We start from the raw sequence: 23126 nt of genomic DNA on the forward strand, positions 1-23126 counted from the left end.
TTGCTCTGCCCGTCGCCTCTTCAGCAAACCATTAATTCGATAGGCGAAATAAGGGACGTAGCCTCACCCCAACCGCTGTTCCTAAAAGCGCGAAACCGATCCAGAGCCAGCCATGCAGACTAGTTGAAGCGATCCCGCTAAAGTAAGCACCGACATTACAGCCAAAGGCGAGTCTAGCGCCATACCCCATCATCAGACCACCCATCAAGGCCGCTGCGACTGCCAATTTAGATGGCGGCTTTTTGAGCCATAATTTTCCTGCCAATGCTGCCGCTAATGTTGCTCCTAGAACAATGCCAAAATTCATCACTGAAATGACATCAGCGAATACACTTTGACTCAAAGCAGTCGCCCCCATGCCCTGACTCCAAAACTCGCTTGTGGCCGGGTTCCATCCGAGCTGCTGTGCAATCTTTGCGGTCCAGAGCGTGAATCCCCAAGTTACGCCCCAGGGGCGTCCTGCGATCAACAGCGTGATCCAGTTGAGCAGCGCTAGCGCAATCGCACCGAATGCTAGCGACCAAGGACCATAGAGTAAAGTTCTGAAGCTAAATGGCTGTGGCGCAGGCTCGATCGCTCTAACCCGGTTCTTTTCTTCCCAGCGCCAGAGTACGGCTGCAATCAGCACTAATCCTAGCAACTGCACAGCTACCCCTGCCCAACCCCACAGCGAAATCAGCGATAGCGGCTCGGTTTTCGGCAGTCCGGCCCATACATTGCCGGTTAAACTAGCCCAAAATGCGCCGATGCCAAAGGTGAGTAAGGTCAACAGCATCATACTGCTGCCGCCGCCAATCGTATAGAGCGTACCGCAGGCACAACCACTGCCCAACTGCATGCCAATGCCAAACAAAAACGCGCCGATTGCTCCCTGAACTGCGACTGGGGCCACCGCACCCGTCACCTCCTGACCAAAGGTCGCGCCACTGATCAGAATCGGAGCGAACAGCACCGTCGCTGCCATCAGCATGAGCAGCTGAGCGCGAATCGCCCTAACTTCACCATAGACAAACAGTCGGCGATAGGCCGAGGCAAAGCCAAAGCTAGCGTGATAGAGACTAACGCCAAATAAACTGCCAATTAAAAACAGTACGCTTTGTCGCCAGCCAAAGCCACTCAGAGCGACTGCACCGGCGGTGAGGAGGGCCAGCACAAACAGCACGATTGCCCGCTGAGTCGGAGGTTGAACACTCTGAGGAGGCAGCGTCAGCCCAGATGCGTTACTCATAATTAGCTCATCGATTAGCTACTCGTTTCTGATTTTTCTTTTTCCTGCTCGGTTTGTTCTTGCTCCTCATCTTCAGGAGGAAGCGTGGGCACACAGCTAACTAGAACTCCCAGGCTTGATGCAGCGCCCGTCGCCACAACCGACAAGATGGCTAATCCTGCTCCGGCGGTGACAATTGCGCCACCCACCAGCAGCATTCCGATTCTCAGCATGGTTCACCTCGCTAGTTCCCTAGACATTCTAGGCTGCATCTCGTCCGGTTTCAATCGGTAGATCAAGCTGTGCCGAATATTCGGTCCAAGAACCTTCATAAACTCGGACCTTAGGATAACCCAACAAGTGCTTTAAGACGTGGTACTGCAAGGTGGCTTCCCGTCCGGTACTGCAAGTGACGATAATATCGTTATCAGGCGTAATGCCGCGAGAGGCCAGAATCTGCTGAATTTCCCCTAGCGGCTTCAGTTGATGGAAATTGGCCTCACCGACGGTAAACGATACCCAGGGAATGTTCTTTGCGCCTGGAATATGGCCATTCCGAATCCAAATATCCTGCTCTCCGGCAAACAGTTCGGGCGGACGCGGATCAATGAACACCACATTCGGTTGACCGAGAGCTTGCTTCACCTGCTCAAGCGTCACTCGCACCGAGGGGTCGTCTTTGATCGTGAAATTACCGGGACTATACTGGGGAAACTCTTTGGTTACAGGCAACTGAGCGGTTTTGTATCCGGTGAAACCCCCGTCCAGAATCGCAACATCGGCATGCCCAGACCGCTCCAGCAGATAGGCCACCATCGTGGCTCCCAATACATCGCGCCCGTCAGAATAAACCAATACCTTACTAGTGTCAGTGATGCCTGCCTGCGTAAACAGCGATCTTAGCTTCTCGGTTTCCCAGTACTGGACGGGCAGGGTCCCATTTGGTCCACGAAAAGTGTTGTCGGCAATGTGAACGGCACCGGGAATGTGAGCAGTAAAATAATCAAACGGATTAACCCGCACATCCAGGATGCGTAAATTGGGATCATTGGCGTGCTCAGCCACCCAGCTAGGCTGGACAATCTGAACAGTCGTAGTGCTGGCCTTAGCTGGATAGAAAGGAAGAAGCGGAATCAGAATCGCAAAGGTGATCAGGGATGCAACAAAGGCCGCTAGTCGCCATTTTGTTCGCATGAATCGCTTCCAAACGCTCATAGTTGTACTTACCTTATCAATGCGGAATCACGAGAAATAGAAACTCTAGCCCTGCACACAAAACGCTCACGGTTGACTTGGCCGCGAATCGAAAAAAGCTGATGGCAGGAATTGGAGTGAATCTATTAAATACGGTAAGTCGCTCAGCGAACCGTATTTTATTGAAGCTATCATCCCACAAGCCTGACCTGATTTGCAAGTCAGCCGCTAGGTAATTTAGAGGATTGCTGAAAAAAGCAGAAGGTAGCTTCAACAACCCTCTGCTCTAATCTCAAATCCGACTCAACGCCCCAAATTTAAATGCCGCATTGTACAGGCATTATTTCCTGCGGAAAGGCTACGCCTATGGCAAAAAATTGTACAGGCGTTTTGGCGAAACATTGTACAGGCATTATTTCCTGCGGAAAGGCTACGCCTATGGCAAAAAATTGTACAGGCGTTTTGGCAAAACATTGTACAGGCGTTTTGGCAAAACGCCTCTACGCTGGCTGATCGACCGGATTTGAATAACTTCAGCCTAATTTCTCGATCGCGTAGATAGCGAAAATAGACAACAGGATCAGAAAAAATCCAACCAGGCAGGACAGACTCAATACAAGCAAAGGCGCATTCCCAACTGGAGAGCTATTGGTTTGCATAGGGCTTATCTCCTGAATCAGTCAGTCAGCGTTTAGCTGGGAAAAATCTTGGTATAGTCGCTTGCTGCTAAGAACGCTTCTTTGACCTGAATTGATTTGGGAATGACTTGGGCTTTGTAAAATATATCTGCCACCTGCTGCTGCGCCTGCTGTACGCTTTCATCGACAGGGAGTACATCCCAACTGCGGCGTTTGTACACCTCTTCCAGAATGGCTACATCTACTTTGATATCCTTAGAGAAGCGTTCGGCCACCTCTCGGATATTTTGCTTGACCCATTCGCCGTTTTGTTTCGCTTCATCGAGCACTACTTTCAGTGACTCTGGCTGGGTTTCAGCAAACTGCTGGGCAGACAGGAAGAATGTGCGTCGCTCTCGCCCAACTTTCAGTTCGCGGATATTGCCATTGGCCTGCACAACTGCCAGAAACGGATCCCAAATCGACCAAGCATCTACATTACCCTGCTCAAACGCGGCTCTGGCATCGGCAGGAGACAACGAAACCACCTCTACCTCGCTAGCATCAATATTGTTTTCTTCCAGCACTTTCAGCAGCAAATAATGGGCACTTGATCCTTTCTGGAGCGCAACTTTTTTACCCTTTAGATCAGCCGGTGATTGAATCGGTGAATTGCTGGGTACAACAATATCCTGCGTTTCTGGTGCGAGGGGCGTGACGCTGGCGTAATAAAACTGTCCTCCTGCCGCTTGGGAAAAGATCGGCGGCGATTCACCCACTCCTCCAAAGTCGATTTTGCCTGCGTTCATTGCCTCCAGCATAGGCGGCCCCGACGGAAACAACGACCACTCAATCGTCCCACCCAACTCCTGAATGCGCTTGTCAAGATTGCCTCTAGAACGCAGCAGGTCCAGCTCGGTCGCCTTTTGATAGCCGATGCGCACCGTTGTACCGGCTGTTGATGGACTATTGGCAGCAGACGAATCAGAACTGGAGCTAGCTTGGTTCGACGCATTATTCGACGAGTTGCTAGCACAGCTTGCCACAATCAGAGGAATACTAAAACCGATCAATCCAGAGAGAACCGTCCTTCGCTTCAGATACATACATGAAACCCTTTGAGAATGCGTTGTGTATTCCTTTTAGATGGAGTGAAATTAAATGGAATGAAAGCTAGGGCTGAAAGGCTGGTAGAACGGAGACATCGCGTTCAGGCTGGCGCTGTCTGCCCAAGATTTGATCGAGTATTCTCATCTTCAGCTCAGCAAATTCGGCACTGCCCTGATTGCGAGGACGCGGCAAGCGGATCGACAAATTCAAGGAAATCTCGCCGTCTTCGATCACAATGACCCGATCGGCCAAGTATACGGCTTCTTCCACTTCATGAGTCACGAGAAATGCGGTAAACTGCTGCTCTTTCCAAAGTGTTTCAATCAAATTTTGCATTTCCAGCCTTGTCAGGGCATCTAGCGCACCCAACGGCTCATCTAGCAACAGCAAGCGGGGCTGACTGACTAGTGCTCGCGCCAAAGCCACCCGCTGCCGTTGTCCGCCTGATAATTGAGTAATCCAGCGATCTGCACGATCGGCCAATCCCACTTCCTGAAGCGCCCACTGCCCCCGCTGCTGACTTTGATACTTCAATCCCAGCGTCACGTTATCCAAAACTCGTCGCCAAGGCAGTAACCGCGAGTCTTGAAACATCACTCTGGCAAATGGATTCAACCCCTTTAGCGGCTGTTCGTCAATATAGATCTGGCCGTTGGTTGGAGTGTCCAAACCGCTCAGCAAGCGCAGCAAGGTACTTTTGCCGCAGCCACTCTTACCGACCACGGCCACAAACTCGCCCGCGTTAATCTCTAAGTTAATCCCTTTGAGAACCTGAAAGTTACCAAATGACTTACTCAAATCTTGAACAATGACATGAGCGCCATTTGCTACGCCATGGGATTCATTTCCATGATGATTTACTGTACCCATTTCGTCGTACTCCAAAAAATCAAACTAGTTAGCTAAACATGTTGGCTGGGATGCCACGGTAACCACAAGCGCTCCAGCACTCGCACGATTGAATCAGCAAGTTTGCCCAATAATGCGTACAGCAAAATGCTCATCACGACTACATCCGTCTGCATGAACTCTCTAGCATTCATCGCCATATAGCCGATGCCAGAATTGGCGGCGATGGTTTCAGCCACAATCAGCGTCAACCACATCAAGCCCAAAGCGTAGCGTAAGCCAACCAGCATATTGGGCAAAGCTCCCGGTAACACAATCTGTGAAAACAATTGCTTACGGCTTAAACCATAAACTTTGCCCATCTCTAACAGATTAGGATCAATCGAGCGAATCCCAGCAAACGTGTTGATGTAAATCGGAAAGAAAACACCTAAGGATACTAGAAAAATCCGAGCCGGATCCCCAATCCCAAACCAGAGAATCACCAGTGGAATCAGGGCTAGGTGGGGAATATTCCGAATCATTTGGATGGAACTGTCTAGCAGCAGCTCAGCTCGCCGAGCTAACCCATTCAGCACTCCTAAACTCAAGCCAATGCTGCCCCCAATCAGGAAGCCTACCAGAGCACGATAAAGACTGACCGCCACGTTGCGCGCCAGCTCGCCGCTGAGAGCCAGCCGAACCGCTGCTTCTACAATTTGGGTTGGGGCTGGCAAAATCCGAGTCGAGATAACGCCGATCTGAGCCAAAATCTGCCAGATCACAATCAGAGCAGCCGGAACCAGCCAGGGTGCAAACTGCTGCCAGGGCAATGACTGCCAAGAGAACTTAGAGGAGTGAGACTGCACTAATTGCATAACTTTAACTGCATTGTTTCAACGGGTGATCAAATCACATGTTCGAGTACGGTGATGGCCTGAAACCCCGGTAAGGGCTGAGTGACAAACTCGAAGTGAGAACCTGCAACGTTTGCCCAACCTTGTTTGACATCTTGGAGATAAAACGGGTGACTAAAATCCTGTTCTACAACCACTGCCAAAAAATCTTCTGCACTGTGATGTCCCCAGGCATACCAGCCTGCGATATCTAGATCAAGATCGATAAAATGCTTGAGCTGAATGGGTTTACCTATCACTGATGGATCTGTTGAGTTTGTGACTAGACCACTCCCCCTCTCTGATGCCGTTGTCTCAATACCAGACTCTACCCCTTGATTGATCCAACCCCCAAACAGCGACTTACTAAACGAACTGAAGCCCATTCCCGGCCTCCTAGGTTGAACTGTTGAATACTGAAATTGACTGGGCCAACCCTGATCTGCCTTGCTTGACGTTCTACTTCCCTACCCTGTGGTCTTTTTAAAACTACGATAAATTGGTCGAATTACCGTAGATTAATAAGGCAATGATTGCACATGCAAAGCTAGAATGCAAGCATTCCAACGATAAATTGAATTTATTCTAAGTAATTCAATTGAGAACTCAGCAAAATATGCTACTCTAAGCTCTCCAAGAAACCCTTGAGGTGAGGCTGTTCCACATTCACACCAATTTCCGCTGCTTTGGCAATCACCTGTTCACGGTTCAATCCCTGCTGGGTTGCTAGCGCAATTAGGGCTAACGCTCCCGCTCTTGCTCCGGCTCCGCAGTGAAAAAAGACTGGCTTGGGAAGATCTTCCAGTTCCCACAGTACTTTGGCCATTAAGCTATCATCTGCTTCTCCAGGACTGAGGGGAACATTGACATATTCCAACCCGGCGTCGGTTGCCTGCTGCTGTTCATCACTTAATGCACCGGCTTCGTCAGGCGAACGCAAATTGACAATCGACTTGAACCCCTGTTCTGCCAACTGCTGAATGGTCTCGGTATCGGGTTGCCCTCCAGCATAAAAGTCTTCGCTGATCTGTTTGGGCGGGTCGTTTGCTTGACTCATAAAACTCCGGTATTCCGATAAAGATTACGTATCTTGTATTTACCAAATCATAACAGAGGTTTAAATTGCCAAGAGGGGTTTCAATCTTAATAATTAAAGTGCTGCTCTGTTATCGGTGAATTGAGGAAAACAACGTGTCCCAGAATACAGAAGAGAATCAGTCCATAGAATCGCTGCCCTATGCTCAACTCAGCCCATCCCAACGGCAGCAACGGCTCAACGAACTGGCGCTTGTTTTCCTGAAGCTTGGCACCATTGCTTTTGGGGGTCCGGCAGCTCACATCGCCATGATGGACCAAGAGGTGGTGAATCGGCGGCGCTGGATGAGCCGCGAAAAGCTGCTGGATTTGTTAGGAGTCACCAATCTAATTCCAGGTCCTAATTCGACCGAGTTGGCGATTCATATTGGCTACGAACGGGCTGGCTGGCGAGGGTTGATGGTGGCCGGAGTTAGCTTTATTCTGCCTGCGATGCTGATTGTCTGGGCACTGGCTGCTGTTTACGCACGCTACCAAACCGTGCCTCAGATGGAGTGGCTGCTCTATGGCATCAAGCCGGTGATTATTGCCGTCGTGCTACAGGCAGTCTGGCAGTTGGGCAAAAAGGCAGCGAAAGATGGCCCCACGATTGCGGCTGGAGTGGCGGCATTAATTGGCTACTTGGTCGGAATCAACGAAATCCTGCTGCTGGTGCTGCTGGGTGTGCTGGTGATGCTGTTGAAGCGCCCTCGTAAAACTCAGTCGATTGGGGCATTTTTAATTCCCTTTAGTCTGCTAGCACAGGTAGGAACGAGTGCGGTCAACGCGGCTTCAGTCGGATGGGTGAATGTATTTCTGTTTTTCCTCAAAATTGGCTCGGTGCTGTATGGCAGTGGCTATGTGCTGCTAGCCTTTTTGCAGCGAGATTTGGTCGAACGTAACCAGTGGTTGACCTCGCAGCAGCTCTTGGATGCCGTCGCCATCGGTCAGGTGACGCCGGGGCCGGTATTTACCACCGCAACCTTCGTTGGCTATTTGCTAGCCGGTCATGCCGGAGCCATCGCTGGCACCATCGGTATTTTTCTGCCGGCGTTTGTGCTGGTGTGGCTGGTGAATCCCTGGGTGAACAAACTGCGGCAATCAGCATGGACCAGTGGGTTTCTGGATGGCGTCAATGCGGCTTCGCTGGGGCTAATGGCGGGTGTGTTCTACACGCTACTAAGAACCGCAGTGGTGGATGGATTAACGGTCATGGTTGCCGTTTTGAGTGTGGTTGCCGTGTTTCGCTTCAAAGTAAATTCGGCTTGGTTGGTGCTGGCTGGGGGAATAATTGGATTGATATCTAATCTATTGTTTTAGAGACAGAAATAAGGATAAAAGTTAATAGTGTGATAACCTCGATCGATAAATTGAGTTAATTGATGTTCGGAGCAAGAACTTGGTTGCTGATTCGCAAGTGTTTAGTGCGAATCACTGCTTTAATCCTATTTCTCTTGAATTAGTTTCTCAGTACAGACATCAGTAGAGACAGAAGCTATATCAGATCCGATGAATGAGCCATTATTCAGTAATAGAGAAGCGCTTTGTCCAGTAGTCTAGGATACAAGCAGACAGATTCATCAGCAACGTGTTTTTATATGTTTGAACGATTCGATGCTCAAGGATTAAAGGCAGTGCTTTTTGCCGGAGATCAAGCCTTCTCTCAAAACTACCCTTCGATCGGCACAGAATTAATCTTGCTAGGTTTGGTAGCTCAGGAAGGAACTGCAACAGGAGCAACTGTACCTTGCTTGAATTCACTGAATTTCTTTCAGCATCGAGGCATTACCGTAGCAGAAGTGCAAGCCGCGATTCGTGATGTTTTGGGGCCGGTTGCAGAGCCAGTGATTCCTTCACCTTCGCCTACTCCACGAGTGATTGAAGTGGGGCCTAACTATACCGTTGCTGAGTTTAAGTTTAACGAAGGATTACCCTTCTCAGAAAGAAGTGTTCGAGCCTTTGAACGAGCCAAAGCCATCGCAGATCGATTGGAACAAAGCCTGATTAGCGCCCTGCATCTGCTGTTGGGATTGATTGAAGAAGGTCAAGAGTTGGTGAATGGCCAGCCCAGCGAAGCGGTGAGAGTACTAGAACATCTAGGTGTAAATCTCAACGAACTTCAAGCCCTAATTCTACAAGCACTATCGAGTATACCCAAAGCAGATACTAACAATGAAGCATAGCCAACTTCAATGACACTCATTGCTCCTGTTGTTAGACATTAGCGAATTCTTTCATTCAATTATTTCATTGATCAAACTCGCTCAGCAATATCCTACAGCGTTTTTCACTCATGTGAGGTATGGGGGGGGGTGGGGGCTTCGCCCCCACGCAAGGGCACTGCCTCTGCACTCCGTTTTCGTACTTCACTAGCCTGAAAATCTCTGTTTGTATCTGGAAGCACAAATGTATTTTGAATCACGAAATATTCGCCTCAGTTCAAAGATCTGAATGCTTAGCATCCACTCAAACATTTCCCAAACGCTTGATTTTCTGCTATTCCCTGTGCTAACGTGCTTGATACGGTAAATCGATAAAGTTACCGTAGATTTGCAAATGAAGATTTGCAATTGAGGTGTGTCAGTGGGGTTTGTAATCAGGCAGACCCTTCCTACGCTCACCGATGCGATGTTGTCAGCAGGAGTTTGGCGATGGATGTTCTTTGGTTTTTTCCAACGCACGGCGATGGCCGCTATCTCGGAACTGCACTAGGTGGGCGGGCCGTAACATCCGACTATCTGAAGCAGTTAGCAGGAGCCATTGATGCGCTTGGGTTTACGGGTGCGCTGTTGCCCACCGGACGTTCCTGCGAAGATGCCTGGATCACGGCTGCATCTCTGATTCATGTGACAAAACGGATGAAGTTCTTAGTCGCCATTCGTCCAGGATTGTCTTCGCCCGGTATGGCTGCTCGCATGGCTGCCACCTTTGATCGCCTCTCCCACGGTCGGCTGTTGATCAACGTGGTCACGGGGGGCGATCCGGTTGAATTGGCCGGTGACGGGCTGCATTTAGATCACGATGCTCGCTATGACCTGACCGATGAGTTTCTTTCAGTCTGGCGAGAGATGATGGCGGGAGAAGTTGTGGATTACCAAGGGCAATATCTAAATGTTAAAGGCGGCAAACTGCTATTTCCTCCCGTGCAAGCGCCTTATCCACCGCTGTATTTTGGTGGTTCCTCACCATCTGCCAAACAGGTAGCCGCCAAACATGTGGACTTGTATTTAACCTGGGGAGAACCGCCTCAGCAAGTGGCTGAGAAAATCGCCTCAGTGCGGCAGCTAGCGGCAGAGCAGGGTCGTACCTTGCGGTTTGGGATTCGGCTGCATGTGATTGTGCGGGAAACCACAGCAGAGGCTTGGGAGGCGGCAGAGCGGCTAATTAGGTATTTAGACGATGATACGATTGCGGCAGCTCAGAAAGCGCTGTCTCGTGCCGATTCGGAAGGGCAACGCCGTATGCAGCAGCTTCATAACGGCGGGCGAGATGCATTGGAGATCAGTCCTAACCTTTGGGCTGGGGTAGGATTGGTCCGCGGTGGAGCTGGAACGGCCTTGGTGGGTGATCCGGATACGGTGGCAGAACGAATGTTGGAATATGCCAATCTTGGTATTGATACGTTTATTTTGTCGGGCTATCCCCATCTAGAAGAAGCCTATCGGGTTGCAGAACTACTGTTTCCGAAGCTACCCGTTGACGTGACCTTACCACCGCCCAGCCGCCAAATGAGTCCAGTCGGTGAGGTGATTGCCAACGAACGAATTCCCACTAGCGCTAGCTGATTTGGTGATTTTTCAAGCTGTTCATGGAGTTGCTGTTCATAGAGTTACTGTCTCTGCTTGCTCCAAGTTTGTAACTACTAACGAGGTACATTATGGCCAACGTTGTTGCGATTGCCGGAAGTCCTTCCCATCCGTCTCGCTCCTATGCCGTGTTGGAACATACAAAGCGGCTTTTGGAGGCAAATGCAATTTCAACTCATCTGTTCTCAGTGCGTGAACTACCGCCTGAGATCCTAGTATTTGCTCAATATAACGATTCGATTATTGAAATTGTTGCTGCAATTGAACAGGCCGATGCTGTAGTGATTGCCACTCCAGTCTACAAGGCATCCTATACAGGCGTGTTGAAAGCATTTCTTGATCTGTTGCCACAGAATGTCCTCAGCAATAAACCCGTCCTACCCATTGCGACCGGCGGCACCATTGCCCATTTGCTAGCGATTGACTATGCCCTCAAGCCGGTTCTCTCTGCCTTGGGAGCAAAACATATCTTAGCAGGCGTATATCTAGTGGACTCGCAAATTCAGCGTCACGAAAGCGGGGAACTTCAGTTCACGGATACAGAAGCCGAGCAGCGCTTGAACCGCTCAGTCGAGGAGCTGATTCAAGTCATTCGTCCTACACCCGCTCTGGTTGGAGCCGGACAGTAGGAAATCAGAAGGGTTAATCCTAGGATAGGAGAAGCGAATGCTTGGGTGAATAGTTGGGTTGATTGGACAAGGGTTCATTTGGCTGCGAAGGCAGCAATTACCTGAGTTTTCAATGCCTAATGCCGTGGTTGACGGTGCGAGAAACATTCGCTTTGGTCTGACAGCTTCTAATCGTGATGTTGACATCGCTCCGATTCTGGCAAAAGTTGGCCTGACGGAATTTGCTGAGGCGCTACTGGAAGAGCAGTCATTACTAAAAGTTAACTAGTTAATAAACTGATCTGAGTACTTTACAGTAATCATCTACCCATCCATTCCAGTCATGCAACTTCTACAAAAACTGCCCCAAACCCAAGATCACTTGGCTCAAGCAAATGCCTTGGCGGCTCAATTTGCCCGAACTGCGGTCGAACGTGACAAAGCAGGTGGCACGCCCAAAGCAGAACGGGACTGGATTCGCGCCAGCGGATTACTGAAGCTGATTATTCCTCCAGAGTATGGCGGGATTGGAGAAAGCTGGATCACGGCGATGCAGATTAATCGCAAGTTTGCTGAAGTCGATAGTTCGCTCGCTCATTTGTTCTCGTATCATCATCTAGGTGTGGTTGCACCGCATATTTTTGGCAGCGAAGAGCAAAAGCAGCGCTACTATACTCTTACAGCAGAGCACAATTGGTTCTGGTGCAATGGCTTTAATCCGCTCGACCGACGAGTCATGCTTACAGCCGATGGTAACCGCTTTCGGCTCAACGGCACGAAGAGCTTTTGTTCAGGTTCCGCCGATTCTGATCTGATTCCGGTGACAGCCGTGCAGGAGGATGTTGCTGGCTTTCGGATTGTGATTGTGCCAACCCAGCGGCAAGGAGTCATCGTCAACGGCGATTGGGATAATATCGGCCAACGTCAGACCGATAGCGGTAGTGTCACCTTTGATAATGTCGTGATTGATCCAGAGGAGATTTTGATTCCATCTGCGGCTGAAGTATTCAAAACCTTTCGTTCTTGTCTAACTCAGATTACGTTCACAAATATATATCTGGGAATCACAATTGGAGCACTGAAAGCAGCAAAAAACTATACGCAAACCCAGACTAGAGCCTGGATTACTTCAGGTGTGGAAAAAGCAACTGCCGATCCCTACCTTTTGCATCACTATGGTGAAGCCTGGACCAACCTAGAAGCCGCCATCTTACTCACCGATCGCGCCAATCAGTTAGTGCAGGCTGCCTGGGAAAAAGGCAACGAATTAACCGCAGAGGAACGCGGTGAATGTGCGGTGGCAATTGCAACTGCAAAAGCCTTTGTGACTCGGATTGGGCTGAACATTACTAGCAGCATGTTTGATTGGATGGGCGCAAGAGCAACCGCCTCTGAGTATGGCTTTGATCGGTTTTGGCGCAACCTGCGTACCTTTACGCTGCATGACCCAGTAGACTACAAAATTCGTGCTCTAGGCAACTGGGTGCTGAATGGTGAATTTCCCACTCCAGATTTCTATTCATAGGAGAGCAAACGATGGCGCAAATGCACCTCGCTGCTTTTCTAATTGCTGGTCCTGTAGCCCACAGTCATGCGCTCTGGAGGCATCCTCAAACTCAGCTTGGCTTTTTGCAGCCAGATTACTATCAGCAGATTGCACAAGTGCTAGAGCGAGGTAAATTCGATCTGCTGTTTTTTGCCGATCGCTTGGCGGTTTCCGATCGGTATGGCGGCGATTTACAGGTCGGAGTGCAGTATGGTGATCAGGATGCCTTTCGGCTAGATCCGGTGCCGGTGCTGTCGCTAATGGCAGCGAGTACATCTCATATTGGCTTAGGGGCAACTCGTTCCACTACCTATTACCATCCCTATCAGGTCGCACGTACCTTTGCCACGCTTGATCACCTCAGCAGCGGACGAGCAGCTTGGAATGTGGTGACTTCGGTGAACAACGCAGAAGCTCAAAACTTTGGTTTACCAGAGCATCTAGAGCATGATCGGCGCTACGACCGAGCTGATGAGTTTTTGGAGCTGACGCTAAAATTGTGGCGAAGTTGGCAAGCAGATGCGCTGATTTTCGATCAAGACGCTGGAACTCTGGCTGACCCCACAAAAGTAGACTATGTTTACCATCAAGGCGAGTGGTTTCAGTCGCGTGGGCCATTGAATGTGCCGTGCAGTCCGCAAGGGCATCCGGTGATTATTCAAGCTGGCTCATCGGGCCGGGGCAAGGAGTTTGCCGCGCGTTGGGCCGAGGTGATTTTTACCATTCAGCCTAGCTTGTCATTGGCGCAGCAATTTTATACCGAAATGAAATCGCGCCTTGTGGCTTATGGACGTTCGCCTGATTCTTGCAAAATTCTGCTGGCAGTAATGCCATTTATTGGCACAACTGAGGCGATTGCTGCGGCAAAGCAAACCGAGCATAACCAGCTTGTTCATCCGCTAGTAGGGCTTTCCACCCTATCTAATCATCTCAACTATGATTTTTCCCAGCATGATTTAGACAAACCAATCGAAGCGGTCAGCGTCCAGGGAATGCGCGGCATTTATGATCTGATTGCACATCTGAGCCAGACCGAATCACTCACCCTAGCCGAAATTGGCCGCCGCTATGGAGCTAGTGTATTAGTGCCGCAACTGGTGGGTACTGCCGTTCAGGTTGCCGATCAGCTAGAGCAGTTGTTTCAAGCCCAAGCTTGTGATGGCTTTGTGATTTCGCCTGCTTATCTACCCGCTGCATTTGAGGAGTTTGTTGAATTTGTGATTCCCGAACTGCAAAAGCGAAGTTTATTTCGAGTCGAATATACGGGTAAAACTCTACGCGATCATCTTAATCTTAGCGATTCTCTTGAGGAAGCTATTCTATGATGTCTGTATCTTTAACTGTTCAAAGAATTTTGCCCTCTGCATTAGGCACAATTTTAATTCTGGGTAGCTTGGCGGGTTGCTCAACCGTTAAATCAACTCAGTCGAATTCAGCCGAACAGCCGAATTCTAACCAACCTGCCGCAAACCCAACTGAAAATTCTCAGCAAGTTGTTCGGATCGGCTATGTCCGCTGGGGGCTATTGCCAATTGCGCGGGAACGGAAAGTATTAGAAGAAACCCTAGCTAAACAAAACATCAAAGTAGAATGGGTCGGGCCGTTTCCTGCCTTTGCACCCGTGTTGGAAGCGGTGAATGCCGGAGAAGTCGATTTTACGTCCGGTGGCGATATTCCCGGCATCTCTGGCTTAGTAGGTGGCACCCCGGTTTGCATTATTGGCTATCAAGCTCCGATTCCGGAAGCGGAAGCGATTCTGGTGCGCTCAGACTCTTCGATTCAAAACCCCAAGGATCTGATTGGCAAAAAAGTGGCCGTGAATCGCGGCGGCTGGGGCGAACATCTACTGCTGAAGGTGCTGGCCAAGGCGAATGTGCCAAAAGAAAAAGTGGAGCGAGTTTATCTCAGCCCTACCGATGCGCTGCCCGCTGTCACCCAAGGCCACATTGATGCTTGGTCGGTTTGGGACCCTAATGTTGCAATCGCGGAAGCTCAGCATAACCTGCGGCCAATTGCCTCTGGCGATGCTGCTTCTCACTACGGCATTTACATGGTGCAGCGCGATTTTCTAGCTCAAAAGCCGGATGTGGTAAAGGCCGTACTAGATACCATTGTGAGTGAAGCAGAATGGGCTGCCAGTAATCGTCAGGCCGCCGCAGAAGCCTTTGGCAAAGCCGCCCAATTAGAACCCGCAGTCGTAGACCAACTCGGCGAACGGCGAATTGTAGAAAAACTGTTGCCCCTAAATGCCAGTATTGTTAGTGATTTACAAAATCGTGCTGACTGGATGTTTGAGCAGAAAGCTGTTCCTAAGCAAATTGATCTGAAACAATCAGTTTGTCCGCGCACGGCTAATTTAGAGAAATACACAGCGTTTCAACCCTAATCATGCCCTCGTGATGCTCTAACGGTAAAGATTATGCAACAAGCTCATCTTCGTTATGCAACTCATATTGAGAAACAGCCTCCTGTTCATCTCCGAATCCGTGTTTATCTTTGTCAGCAGGAGCCAATTGTTTCTCATTTAATTTCTCAGTTTGGCTTGAGTGTCAATGTTAATCAAGTTGTTCTAGAAAATCGAGTTTTCCCCAGGCAGGTTGACTTAGAATTGCATGGCACCATTGCCCAAGTCCAACAGGGATTAGCATACTTGGCTTCCGTGAGTTTAGCTGTGCAAGGTAAACCAAATGCGGATGGCGATAGTTGGTACTACTGAACGTAATCAAAAGGTTAACTAAAGAGAGTGTTTTGATTTGAACGCTAGTCATGATTTGAACTGAGCAGTTCTTTAGCTTCCGTTGACTGTTTAGGCAAGGGCAGGATAGTGGCCAATGCACAACAAAATTAGCTTACTGACACAGCAGCTTTTGCGTACTTAAGAATATAATCACTGAAAAATTGCTTGAGCCGTGGATCGATACAAGCGTAGCTGGCAAACTTGTAGCCAAGTTCTTTTGCCCTTGCTAACGTTTGTTCCGGCGTTAGCCCTTCCTGAAGCGCCACACTTAACAAGGCAATCGCTGTGGATCGAATGCTAGCAGCACAATGGATCACGGCAGGCTTGGGAATCTGATCCAATACAGTCAAAATCTGGGTGATTAACGCTTCATCTAACGCTTCGAGCTTCAGCGGCAGATTCACATAATATAGCCCCAGGGATTCTGCAATCTGCTGTTCCTCAGGCATGAAACCTAGTTCATCTGGTGAGCGTAAATTCAAGACTGATTTGAACCCTTCTTGGACCGCCTGCTTCAGTTGAGCGGGAATCACCTGTCCTGTTGTGGTGAGATATTCATTGACCTGAAATGCGTTAATCACAGCTACTCCTTACATCTGCAAATCCTCATAGAGACGGCGAATTAGGCAGCAAAAGTAGACAAAAATCGAAATCGACCCAAATTAGTTCTGCTGTTTAAAATTACGAAGTCTGCTAGCTGCTTACTTCAACTTGCTCTTGATTGAGGTTAATTCTTTCCTTAATATTAAGATAATATCCGGTTACTTGATAGTTTTACCGTAGATTAAAATAATTTATTCAGTCAATCGATAGGTTTACTGAAGTTTATGATTAGTCAGTCGAGGTAGAGTTTAGATATGAGTCAGTTCATTGAATATGAGGACGCAAGCGACGAAGTACGGACAGTGTACGATGACATCTGCGCGACGCGACAAACTGATCGAATCAACAACTTCTGGAAAGCACTCGCCAATCATCCACCCACGCTGAAACGAACATGGGAATCCGTAAAAGATATAATGACTAGTCCAGGAGAACTAGATCCGTTGATGCGAGAGTTAATCTATATCGCCGTCAGCGTCACTAATGGCTGCGAATATTGCATTGCCTCCCATACTGCTGCTGCTCGCAATCAAGGCATGAGTGAAACCTTGCTGGGCGAATTACTGTCTATTGTAGCCCTAGCTAATACAACGAATCGGTTAGCTAATGGCTATCAGGTTCCAGTCGATGCACAATTTAAGACGTAGGATCACAGTTTGGATTGCAAATATTAGAAAATCGATTGAAATCGACTTGCAGCAGAAACCTGCCGATTTTCTCAGCATTTCTCGTTATGGCAGAGAGCCGGCAATTCAGCATGGCGATGTTGCGATTTACGAGTCGGCCATTATCAACGAGTATCTCGATGAGGTATTTCCAGAACCGCCGCTGCCACCTCGCAATCCGGCTGCCAAAGCCATTGCTCGCATCTGGATTGATTACGCTAATACACGCCTTGTGCCTGCCTTTAACAAGCTTCTACACGGAAAAAATAGGCAGGAGCAAGAACAGGGGCGCAGCAAGTTGCTAGACGTGCTGTTGTACATTGAGCAGGAGGGATTGGCGATAAAAAGCGGCAATTATTGGTTAGGCAACTCATTTAGTTTAGTGGATATTAGTTTTTATCCCTGGTTTGAGCGGTTGCCGGAGCTAGAGCATTTCCGTCAGTTCAGGCTGCTCGCTGAGACGCCGCGTTTACAGCAATGGTGGGAAGCGGTAAGCAATCGCGAATCGGTTCGAACAGTCGCTGATTCAACTGACTTCTATATCGAGCGATTTAGCAAAATTTGGGGTGAGCCTACGGCTAAGCCTGTAGGGGCAGGACAACACTAGATTGACTGCTTCTAGCGTTATTACTAGTCTTTCACTCATTTACTCGCGAATGCTGGATACTAAACGTTCACAAGTGAATCTTGTCAGAATTTGTCTCTGGAACGACAGCCACTTTAACAATGCTATGGTGTTTCGATAGATTTACAGTGTTTTTATAAGAATTTAATTATAGGCCGCTTTGAATTAGAGAGCTTGTTTTCTGTAAATCAACATGTTACAGTACAATCTACTGTTAACTCCTAAAAATCGACTGACTTACTGTATTTTTGAGCGGCCTATTAAGAGAAAAAGTTAGCAGTTTTACACAATGGCAAAATCAACGGCGGAATAAGGCGCGGCTGAGCATACTTTCGCAGAATCAAGGGTTAAAATCTGCGCCGGTTGTTTTATCCTCAATCTGATCTACCCAATCTGGCCTCACAATAAGCATTCCTCTCCATTGCAGTCCTGTTTCTGAGCTTTTTAGCCGCAATTACCGTAATGGCAAGGTTCAAACTCTAGTAATTTAAGCAATGATCACGTGAAGGTGCTGATATGAGTTCCATTTCCTCTTTGCAGTTTTGCTGTCAGCACTGTCGCTTCTATCAGGCGCAAGGTCAGAGAGGTGGCCATTGTCAAATGTTGAATGCTTCAGTACGAGGGCGATGGAGGTCCTGTCGTTTATTTATGCATGTTTTTGAACCGATTCAGAAAACCCCACTTACGCAATCTTGCTCGTAATTATGGCAACATCTTCTACACTATTCTCGTCTAGATCTCAAATCTCTAGACCTCAAGCGCCTATAACATTTGCAGCTCGTTCACTTTTGCCTACTAAGTTCGACCACCTATGGCAAATTGAATCAGGATTTGTGCGCTGCTTAACCTGGTTAGAAGACGGTACAACTGTAGTTTTAGGAATTTGGGGAGATGGAGAAATAGTGGGTAAGCCATTTACTCAAACTGACACTTGTCAAATCGAATCCATGACAAAAGTTAAAGTAACACCTGTGCCGATTGCCAACCTATCGAATTATCCATCTGTGTTGCTAGAGCATATGAATCAACTGGAGAACCTGATGCAAATTCGTAGCTATAAGCGGGTAGATCTGATGCTGCTCAGATTTTTGAATTGGCTATCCGAGCGTTTTGGTAGCGATACTCCACAGGGACGGCTAATCGATTTGCGGTTGACTCATCTGGATATAGCAGAATCCATTGGTACAACCCGTGTCACTGTGACACGAATTCTGAACCAATTTGAGCAACAGGGTGTGATTAAATATTTCCCCCTGAAGCGAATAGTGCTGTGTGAAGCAGACCCTTGGCACTACGAAATTTAGCTTTGTTTCCTGGTATATCCTCAATCTCCTAATCAGGACGCCGTCAAGGTGTCCTTTCTTTTTGCTTTTGCTGATTTCGTTTGTCTCAATTTAGTTTTGACTTAGTTTTGATTTAGTTTACGTTTACAGACTTTTTCAGGCTAGTGAAGTACGAAAAACGGGGTGCAGAGGCACTGCCCCCGTGTGGGAGGTGGGAGCTTCGCCCCACGCCCCACCTCACATGAATGAAAAACGCTGTATCTTTATTCCAATCGCTTCTGAGAGCTTGAGCTATGCGTCCCGCAACCCTTTTCTTGATATTGATTGCAGCATGCCTAATAGCTAAACTCCAGGTGTTTGACCTCCATCCACCAGAATTTCAGTTCCGGTAATCGAAGCAGCCAGATCCGACACCAAAAACAGCACCAAATTGGCAATTTCTTCCGGCTGTACCAATCGACCTAACGGAATTGCTTTTAGGGCATTGGCCTTAAACTCTTCGACACTGATCTGGCGTACTTCTGCCTGCTGCTGGGCTAACTGTTCAGCGCGTTCAGTTGCAGTCAGCCCTGGAGAAATCGCGTTGATCCGAATATTGTGCTGAGCCAGTTCTAGAGCAATTCCGCGAGTGAAATTCAGCAAGGCAGCATTTGTGGTACCACCAGGCAGAAAATCAGGACGAGGCGTGCGTCCGGCTGCACCAACAATGTTGACAATTCGCCCATCGCGACGGCGAATTTGATCGGGTACGACGGCTTTCACGAGGCGAATGTAGCCCAGTAACTTTAGATTCCAAGCATCGATGAATGCAGCATCGCTCAAATCTAGAAATGAACCAGCCCGCGCCGAACCGGCATTGTTGATTAAAATATCGACCTGTCCGAAGGTTGCCAATGTTTGCGAAACGATCGCTGCAATGCTTTCTGCTTGAGTAATATCAGCATCTACTGCAATCACTTTGTTTCCTTGTCCAGGAATGCTCTGAATTGCCTCCATTGCTGTCTCTAATCGCTCTGGATTGCGAGCTACAATTGCGACATTGACTCCTTCTCGGTACAGAGCTTTAGCCGTTGCCAGACCAATTCCAGCACTGCCGCCGGTAACAATCGCTGTTTTGTGATTGAGATTTAATTCTAAACTCATAATCGAAGTTCCTGCGCTGTTGAAAGGGCTGCACGGTTTCGTAAGCTCTTGTGGCCTGTAGCATCAATGTGCCTCGATATTTTGCATTGACGATTTGTAGCCCCACGGGTAACCCTTCTGAGGGGAAAACCACAGAGAGCTGCAGTTGGCTACTAAGTGAGATTAAACTGCTTTTCGTAGGTCTCCAGAGCAGCTGCATAACTTCAACCGGCGAAAGAGAATGCTGGCGATAATGATGGATTAACGCAGTGGAAGAAGTTGATCAACACTAGTGAGGAGCGTTTTGTAATGAATAAAGTTAGGCTACCAGTAATTGATTATAGGCCGAAGAATCGCCCTTGATCGCTTGGCTAGTTCTACCATCGACGCTGACAGGTAAATCACCCACGATCGTAATCCGCTGAACGTGCCGGTCTTGGCTGCCAAAATCATCAATCGCATAGTGTTGCGTGGCTCGGTTATCCCAAAAGGCAACATCACCGGCCTGCCACTGCCAGCGCACCGTATTCTCAGGACGAGTCACATAGGCTTGTAGTAAGTGCACAATCTCAGTTGATTCGGTGGTGGAAAGTCCCTGCAACTGCCGTACAAAACCACCAAGCAACAAACTGCGTTCGCCCGATTCGGGATGAACCTGAACAACCGGGTGTAATGTTTCGTAGACAGTAGACGTGAAGACCTTGTGAAAATCTCTCAGTGGTTCAGAAATATCCACGGCAGCCTCAACATAATCATACGCATTAGTGTGAACAGCCCAAAGCTGATCAGCTGAAATTTGTAATGGTGTCGGCAAATCTTGGTAAGCGGTGGCGGTGTTGGCCCAAATGGTATCTCCACCGACCGGAGGAATTGTAATCGCCCGCAGAATTGAGCCAAGCGGTGGCCGATCCACAAAGGTGACATCCGTATGCCAGTGATTAGCTCGACCAGCTCGATTGCCGTAATCTAGGTCTAGAATTTCGGGATGATCGGGCAGCGAAGGCACAGTCGGATGGGCGGTTGTAATCTGACCGAATCGGCGAGCAAAGGCCGCCTGACCGCTGGCATCGAGCTGCTGAGCGCGAAAGAAAATCACCTTGTATTTGACAAGCGCTTGGCGAATTGCGCGAATCACGTCCTCACTCAAATTGGCACTCAAATCGATGCCGCGAATTTCTGCCCCAATCCGTCCGGCAACAGGATGAATATCAAGGAAATGGGCGGCTTGACTAGCGACGTTTGGCTGAATTGGTAAACTCATACTTTCTCCTGTTCTTCAATGCGCAACTGAGCTGAAAGGGCAACTACTACCTGATTCAGCCTGTAGAGAACGCACCGTAGCAAGTTAAATCAGCAAAATTATAAACTACGGTAACTTGGTAGGTTTATCGTACATTATTTTAGCAAGCTATCACAAAGCTGGTCTACAAAGCAAGCTGTTCGATTAGAAGAACCTGCAAAGCTTGCCATTTAGCCGAACTTATGACAGAGTATTCATTGTAAATCCGGTAAACCCATAGATTTATCGGAGTTTCAATTCAGGCGTCTTTATGAATCAAGTTTTGGAAGCAGTGTTGGCTGCTAATCGAGATTACGTAGCAGAGTTTGGCGATAAGGGTAATTTGCCGCTGCCTCCTGGGCGTCATTTTGCAATTCTCACCTGCATGGACGCGCGTCTCGATCCAGCCAAGTATGCAGGATTAGCCGAAGGCGATGCTCATGTGATTCGCAATGCTGGTGGGCGGGCCAGCGATGATGCCATTCGTTCCCTAATAATTTCCTATAAACTTTTGGGGACACGCGAATGGTTTGTGATTCACCATACCGATTGCGGTATGCAGCTATTTACCGATGAAATTATTCGCGGCTTATTGTCTAGCAGCCTGGAGACAGCGGTGATCGACGAAAATGGCTGGCGCGACGTGGGACGAGGCACAGGTTCTTCAGAAGCAGAATTCATCGACTGGCTGACTTTTAAGGATTTAGCCGAAAGCGTTTATGTAGATGTAAAGCGAATTCGGAATCATCCGTTAGTGCCTGCTGCCATCCCAATCTACGGATTCATTTATGATGTGAAGACAGGGCAGTTAATTGAAGTTCCCAAAGCGACTGAAGTTGGTCAGGCCAAATCTTCTGTAGCTGCCTGAAATTTAGCCTCTATGTTGCATTTATATGATTTCACAGATTGCGCTCTACCCCGAAACCCTATCCCTTTCCCGACTGATATTGGGAGTTTGGCGCATGGTGGAGTGGCAGCAGTCACCTCAGGAAACGTTGAGCCTGATTCAGCAGTGCGTTGATCTGGGAATTACCACGTTTGATCATGCCGATCTCTACGGTGATTACAACTGCGAGGGGCTGTTTGGCGATGCCTTAAAGCTCAATCCAGCCTCACGTTCGCGTATTCAGCTAGTGACTAAATGTGGCATCAAGCTTGTTTCTAAAAATCGTCCTGAGCATAAAATCAAACATTACGACACGAGTTACAATCATATTCTGCAATCGGTCGAGCACTCACTGCAACAGCTACACACTGACTATCTGGATCTTTTGTTGATTCATCGTCCCGATCCACTGATGGATGCTGATCAGGTCGCCGCTGCCTTCACGGAATTGAAGCAGTCCGGTAAAGTGCAGTATTTTGGCGTATCAAATTTCTCGCCCAGTCAGTTTGATCTGCTCGCCTCACGTCTCGATTTTCCGCTAGTCACTAATCAGATTGAGATTTCAGTGATGCATCTAGATGCGTTTACCGACGGGACGCTCGAGCACCTTCAGCGGTTGAGAGCCGCTCCAATGGCTTGGTCACCTCTAGGCGGCGGGCAACTCTTTGGCAATAGTCCTAAAGCCGTGCGGCTGCAAAAAGCTTTAGCAGCAGTGGCTCAGCAGTTAGACGCAACCCTGGATCAGGTGGCTTTAGCATGGTTATTGGTTCACCCATCTCGCATCCTGCCGATTTTAGGCACCGGCAATCTGAACCGGATCGAGAGTGCCACCAAAGCAGAACAGCTCAACCTAACGCGCGAACAGTGGTTTTCAATCTGGACAGCCTCAACGAATAAGGAAGTGCCATAGTTATAGCGATAGTCAGTTTGATTAGAACATTTTTGTGGGCGCAGAGCGCCCCCACAAAAATGTCCGGGGAGCATGTCATTTTTGCAAATTTGCCCTCATCCCCCAACCCCGTCTCCCTGCCTGAAGGAGA

25 protein-coding genes are annotated in these 23126 nt (G+C 48.6%); 14 read left to right on the forward strand and 11 right to left on the reverse strand.

Translation table 11 applies throughout. The features are described from left to right. Positions 1–31: 31 nt before the first annotated feature. The 8 genes from HJG54_RS29255 to HJG54_RS29290 form a co-directional block, all read right to left on the reverse strand. Positions 32–1228: a YeeE/YedE family protein gene (locus tag HJG54_RS29255; RefSeq protein WP_316436604.1), complete on the reverse strand. Its 1197-nt coding sequence runs from the start codon at positions 1226–1228 to the stop codon at positions 32–34. Positions 1229–1242: 14 nt separating this feature from the next. Then, entirely contained in the window at positions 1243–1440 is a 198-nt protein-coding gene (locus tag HJG54_RS29260) for a hypothetical protein (protein WP_316436605.1), read from the reverse strand. A 28-nt stretch (positions 1441–1468) separates the two neighbouring features. Beyond that, positions 1469–2401: a sulfurtransferase gene (locus tag HJG54_RS29265; RefSeq protein WP_316436606.1), complete on the reverse strand. Its 933-nt coding sequence runs from the start codon at positions 2399–2401 to the stop codon at positions 1469–1471. A gap of 691 nt (positions 2402–3092) precedes the next feature. After that, a complete protein-coding gene (locus HJG54_RS29270) occupies positions 3093–4124 on the reverse strand; it encodes an aliphatic sulfonate ABC transporter substrate-binding protein (protein ID WP_316436607.1) in 1032 nt (343 codons plus the stop codon). Between the two features lie 67 nt (positions 4125–4191). Then, a complete protein-coding gene (locus HJG54_RS29275; protein ID WP_316436608.1) occupies positions 4192–4998 on the reverse strand; it encodes an ABC transporter ATP-binding protein in 807 nt (268 codons plus the stop codon). Positions 4999–5030: 32 nt separating this feature from the next. Further along, on the reverse strand, positions 5031–5834 hold the full coding sequence (gene ssuC / locus HJG54_RS29280; protein ID WP_316436609.1) for an aliphatic sulfonate ABC transporter permease SsuC: 804 nt from the start codon (positions 5832–5834) through the stop codon (positions 5031–5033). A gap of 29 nt (positions 5835–5863) precedes the next feature. Continuing rightward, positions 5864–6112: a hypothetical protein gene (locus tag HJG54_RS29285; protein ID WP_316436610.1), complete on the reverse strand. Its 249-nt coding sequence runs from the start codon at positions 6110–6112 to the stop codon at positions 5864–5866. Positions 6113–6471: 359 nt separating this feature from the next. Then, on the reverse strand, positions 6472–6909 hold the full coding sequence (locus tag HJG54_RS29290; RefSeq protein ID WP_316436611.1) for a beta-lactamase hydrolase domain-containing protein: 438 nt from the start codon (positions 6907–6909) through the stop codon (positions 6472–6474). Positions 6910–7043: 134 nt separating this feature from the next. Here HJG54_RS29290 and HJG54_RS29295 point away from each other — a divergent pair, with 134 nt between their 5' ends. From HJG54_RS29295 to HJG54_RS29335, 9 genes are all read left to right on the forward strand, one after another. Then, positions 7044–8246, forward strand: coding sequence for a chromate transporter (locus HJG54_RS29295; RefSeq protein WP_316436612.1), 1203 nt, complete (start codon positions 7044–7046; stop codon positions 8244–8246). A gap of 278 nt (positions 8247–8524) precedes the next feature. Next, positions 8525–9109 carry a Clp protease N-terminal domain-containing protein gene (locus HJG54_RS29300; RefSeq protein ID WP_316436613.1) on the forward strand — a complete coding sequence of 195 codons (585 nt, stop codon included), beginning with the start codon at positions 8525–8527 and terminating at the stop codon, positions 9107–9109. A 468-nt stretch (positions 9110–9577) separates the two neighbouring features. Further along, positions 9578–10711 carry an FMNH2-dependent alkanesulfonate monooxygenase gene (gene ssuD / locus HJG54_RS29305; RefSeq protein WP_316436614.1) on the forward strand — a complete coding sequence of 378 codons (1134 nt, stop codon included), beginning with the start codon at positions 9578–9580 and terminating at the stop codon, positions 10709–10711. 92 nt (positions 10712–10803) lie between these two features. Further along, positions 10804–11361 (forward strand): NADPH-dependent FMN reductase, encoded by a 558-nt coding sequence (gene ssuE, locus HJG54_RS29310; protein WP_316436615.1) that lies wholly within the window; start codon positions 10804–10806, stop codon positions 11359–11361. Between the two features lie 112 nt (positions 11362–11473). Next, positions 11474–11629, forward strand: coding sequence for a hypothetical protein (locus HJG54_RS29315; protein WP_316436616.1), 156 nt, complete (start codon positions 11474–11476; stop codon positions 11627–11629). 54 nt (positions 11630–11683) lie between these two features. Next, positions 11684–12865 (forward strand): acyl-CoA dehydrogenase family protein, encoded by a 1182-nt coding sequence (locus tag HJG54_RS29320; RefSeq protein WP_316436617.1) that lies wholly within the window; start codon positions 11684–11686, stop codon positions 12863–12865. 11 nt (positions 12866–12876) lie between these two features. Then, on the forward strand, positions 12877–14211 hold the full coding sequence (locus HJG54_RS29325) for an LLM class flavin-dependent oxidoreductase (protein ID WP_316436618.1): 1335 nt from the start codon (positions 12877–12879) through the stop codon (positions 14209–14211). Further along, a complete protein-coding gene (locus tag HJG54_RS29330) occupies positions 14208–15272 on the forward strand; it encodes an aliphatic sulfonate ABC transporter substrate-binding protein (RefSeq protein WP_316436619.1) in 1065 nt (354 codons plus the stop codon). The genes HJG54_RS29325 and HJG54_RS29330 overlap by 4 nt, the downstream gene beginning before the upstream one ends. A 33-nt stretch (positions 15273–15305) precedes the next feature. Then, entirely contained in the window at positions 15306–15602 is a 297-nt protein-coding gene (locus tag HJG54_RS29335) for a hypothetical protein (protein ID WP_316436620.1), read from the forward strand. A gap of 128 nt (positions 15603–15730) precedes the next feature. Here the strand turns inward: HJG54_RS29335 and HJG54_RS29340 are convergent, their stop codons facing one another. Further along, positions 15731–16204: a beta-lactamase hydrolase domain-containing protein gene (locus tag HJG54_RS29340; RefSeq protein ID WP_316436621.1), complete on the reverse strand. Its 474-nt coding sequence runs from the start codon at positions 16202–16204 to the stop codon at positions 15731–15733. Positions 16205–16480: 276 nt separating this feature from the next. Between HJG54_RS29340 and HJG54_RS29345 the strand changes: the two genes are divergently transcribed. The 3 genes from HJG54_RS29345 (at position 16481) to HJG54_RS29355 (ending at position 18820) form a co-directional block, all read left to right on the forward strand. Further along, positions 16481–16873, forward strand: a complete 393-nt coding sequence (locus HJG54_RS29345; RefSeq protein WP_316436622.1) for a carboxymuconolactone decarboxylase family protein — start codon at positions 16481–16483, stop codon at positions 16871–16873. Beyond that, a complete protein-coding gene (locus HJG54_RS29350) occupies positions 16854–17498 on the forward strand; it encodes a glutathione S-transferase family protein (RefSeq protein WP_420717427.1) in 645 nt (214 codons plus the stop codon). Before HJG54_RS29345 ends, HJG54_RS29350 begins: the two co-directional genes overlap by 20 nt. 806 nt (positions 17499–18304) lie before the next feature. Further along, positions 18305–18820, forward strand: coding sequence for a Crp/Fnr family transcriptional regulator (locus HJG54_RS29355; protein WP_316436625.1), 516 nt, complete (start codon positions 18305–18307; stop codon positions 18818–18820). A 321-nt stretch (positions 18821–19141) separates the two neighbouring features. Here HJG54_RS29355 and HJG54_RS29360 read toward each other — a convergent pair whose 3' ends face one another. Together HJG54_RS29360 and HJG54_RS29365 are read right to left on the reverse strand one after the other, a co-directional pair. After that, positions 19142–19942, reverse strand: coding sequence for an SDR family oxidoreductase (locus HJG54_RS29360; protein WP_316436626.1), 801 nt, complete (start codon positions 19940–19942; stop codon positions 19142–19144). 298 nt (positions 19943–20240) lie between these two features. Beyond that, a complete protein-coding gene (locus tag HJG54_RS29365; RefSeq protein ID WP_316436627.1) occupies positions 20241–21182 on the reverse strand; it encodes a TauD/TfdA dioxygenase family protein in 942 nt (313 codons plus the stop codon). Positions 21183–21471: 289 nt separating this feature from the next. Between HJG54_RS29365 and HJG54_RS29370 the strand changes: the two genes are divergently transcribed. Then, positions 21472–22068, forward strand: a complete 597-nt coding sequence (locus tag HJG54_RS29370) for a beta-class carbonic anhydrase (RefSeq protein WP_316436629.1) — start codon at positions 21472–21474, stop codon at positions 22066–22068. 25 nt (positions 22069–22093) lie between these two features. Next, the gene (locus HJG54_RS29375) at positions 22094–22996 is read left to right on the forward strand and encodes an aldo/keto reductase (protein WP_316436630.1); all 903 of its coding nucleotides are present in this window, start codon (positions 22094–22096) and stop codon (positions 22994–22996) included. The last annotated feature ends 130 nt before the right edge of the window (positions 22997–23126 follow it).

It is taken from the genome of Leptolyngbya sp. NK1-12, from assembly GCF_032598965.1.
Taxonomy (GTDB): Bacteria; Cyanobacteriota; Cyanobacteriia; order Elainellales; family Elainellaceae; genus Elainella.

What these genes read in the sequence shown, in the direction of transcription:
- HJG54_RS29255 (WP_316436604.1), bottom strand. Translation starts at nt 1,228, where the DNA reads ATGAGTAACGCATCTGGGCTGACGCTGCCTCCTCAGAGTGTTCAACCT.
- HJG54_RS29260 (WP_316436605.1), bottom strand. Translation starts at nt 1,440, where the DNA reads ATGCTGAGAATCGGAATGCTGCTGGTGGGTGGCGCAATTGTCACCGCC.
- HJG54_RS29265 (WP_316436606.1), bottom strand. Translation starts at nt 2,401, where the DNA reads ATGCGAACAAAATGGCGACTAGCGGCCTTTGTTGCATCCCTGATCACC.
- HJG54_RS29270 (WP_316436607.1), bottom strand. Translation starts at nt 4,124, where the DNA reads ATGTATCTGAAGCGAAGGACGGTTCTCTCTGGATTGATCGGTTTTAGT.
- HJG54_RS29275 (WP_316436608.1), bottom strand. Translation starts at nt 4,998, where the DNA reads ATGGGTACAGTAAATCATCATGGAAATGAATCCCATGGCGTAGCAAAT.
- ssuC (WP_316436609.1), bottom strand. Translation starts at nt 5,834, where the DNA reads ATGCAATTAGTGCAGTCTCACTCCTCTAAGTTCTCTTGGCAGTCATTG.
- HJG54_RS29290 (WP_316436611.1), bottom strand. Translation starts at nt 6,909, where the DNA reads ATGAGTCAAGCAAACGACCCGCCCAAACAGATCAGCGAAGACTTTTAT.
- HJG54_RS29300 (WP_316436613.1), top strand. Translation starts at nt 8,525, where the DNA reads ATGTTTGAACGATTCGATGCTCAAGGATTAAAGGCAGTGCTTTTTGCC.
- ssuD (WP_316436614.1), top strand. Translation starts at nt 9,578, where the DNA reads ATGGATGTTCTTTGGTTTTTTCCAACGCACGGCGATGGCCGCTATCTC.
- ssuE (WP_316436615.1), top strand. Translation starts at nt 10,804, where the DNA reads ATGGCCAACGTTGTTGCGATTGCCGGAAGTCCTTCCCATCCGTCTCGC.
- HJG54_RS29315 (WP_316436616.1), top strand. Translation starts at nt 11,474, where the DNA reads ATGCCTAATGCCGTGGTTGACGGTGCGAGAAACATTCGCTTTGGTCTG.
- HJG54_RS29320 (WP_316436617.1), top strand. Translation starts at nt 11,684, where the DNA reads ATGCAACTTCTACAAAAACTGCCCCAAACCCAAGATCACTTGGCTCAA.
- HJG54_RS29325 (WP_316436618.1), top strand. Translation starts at nt 12,877, where the DNA reads ATGGCGCAAATGCACCTCGCTGCTTTTCTAATTGCTGGTCCTGTAGCC.
- HJG54_RS29330 (WP_316436619.1), top strand. Translation starts at nt 14,208, where the DNA reads ATGATGTCTGTATCTTTAACTGTTCAAAGAATTTTGCCCTCTGCATTA.
- HJG54_RS29335 (WP_316436620.1), top strand. Translation starts at nt 15,306, where the DNA reads ATGCAACAAGCTCATCTTCGTTATGCAACTCATATTGAGAAACAGCCT.
- HJG54_RS29345 (WP_316436622.1), top strand. Translation starts at nt 16,481, where the DNA reads ATGAGTCAGTTCATTGAATATGAGGACGCAAGCGACGAAGTACGGACA.
- HJG54_RS29350 (WP_420717427.1), top strand. Translation starts at nt 16,854, where the DNA reads ATGCACAATTTAAGACGTAGGATCACAGTTTGGATTGCAAATATTAGA.
- HJG54_RS29360 (WP_316436626.1), bottom strand. Translation starts at nt 19,942, where the DNA reads ATGAGTTTAGAATTAAATCTCAATCACAAAACAGCGATTGTTACCGGC.
- HJG54_RS29365 (WP_316436627.1), bottom strand. Translation starts at nt 21,182, where the DNA reads ATGAGTTTACCAATTCAGCCAAACGTCGCTAGTCAAGCCGCCCATTTC.
- HJG54_RS29370 (WP_316436629.1), top strand. Translation starts at nt 21,472, where the DNA reads ATGAATCAAGTTTTGGAAGCAGTGTTGGCTGCTAATCGAGATTACGTA.
- HJG54_RS29375 (WP_316436630.1), top strand. Translation starts at nt 22,094, where the DNA reads ATGATTTCACAGATTGCGCTCTACCCCGAAACCCTATCCCTTTCCCGA.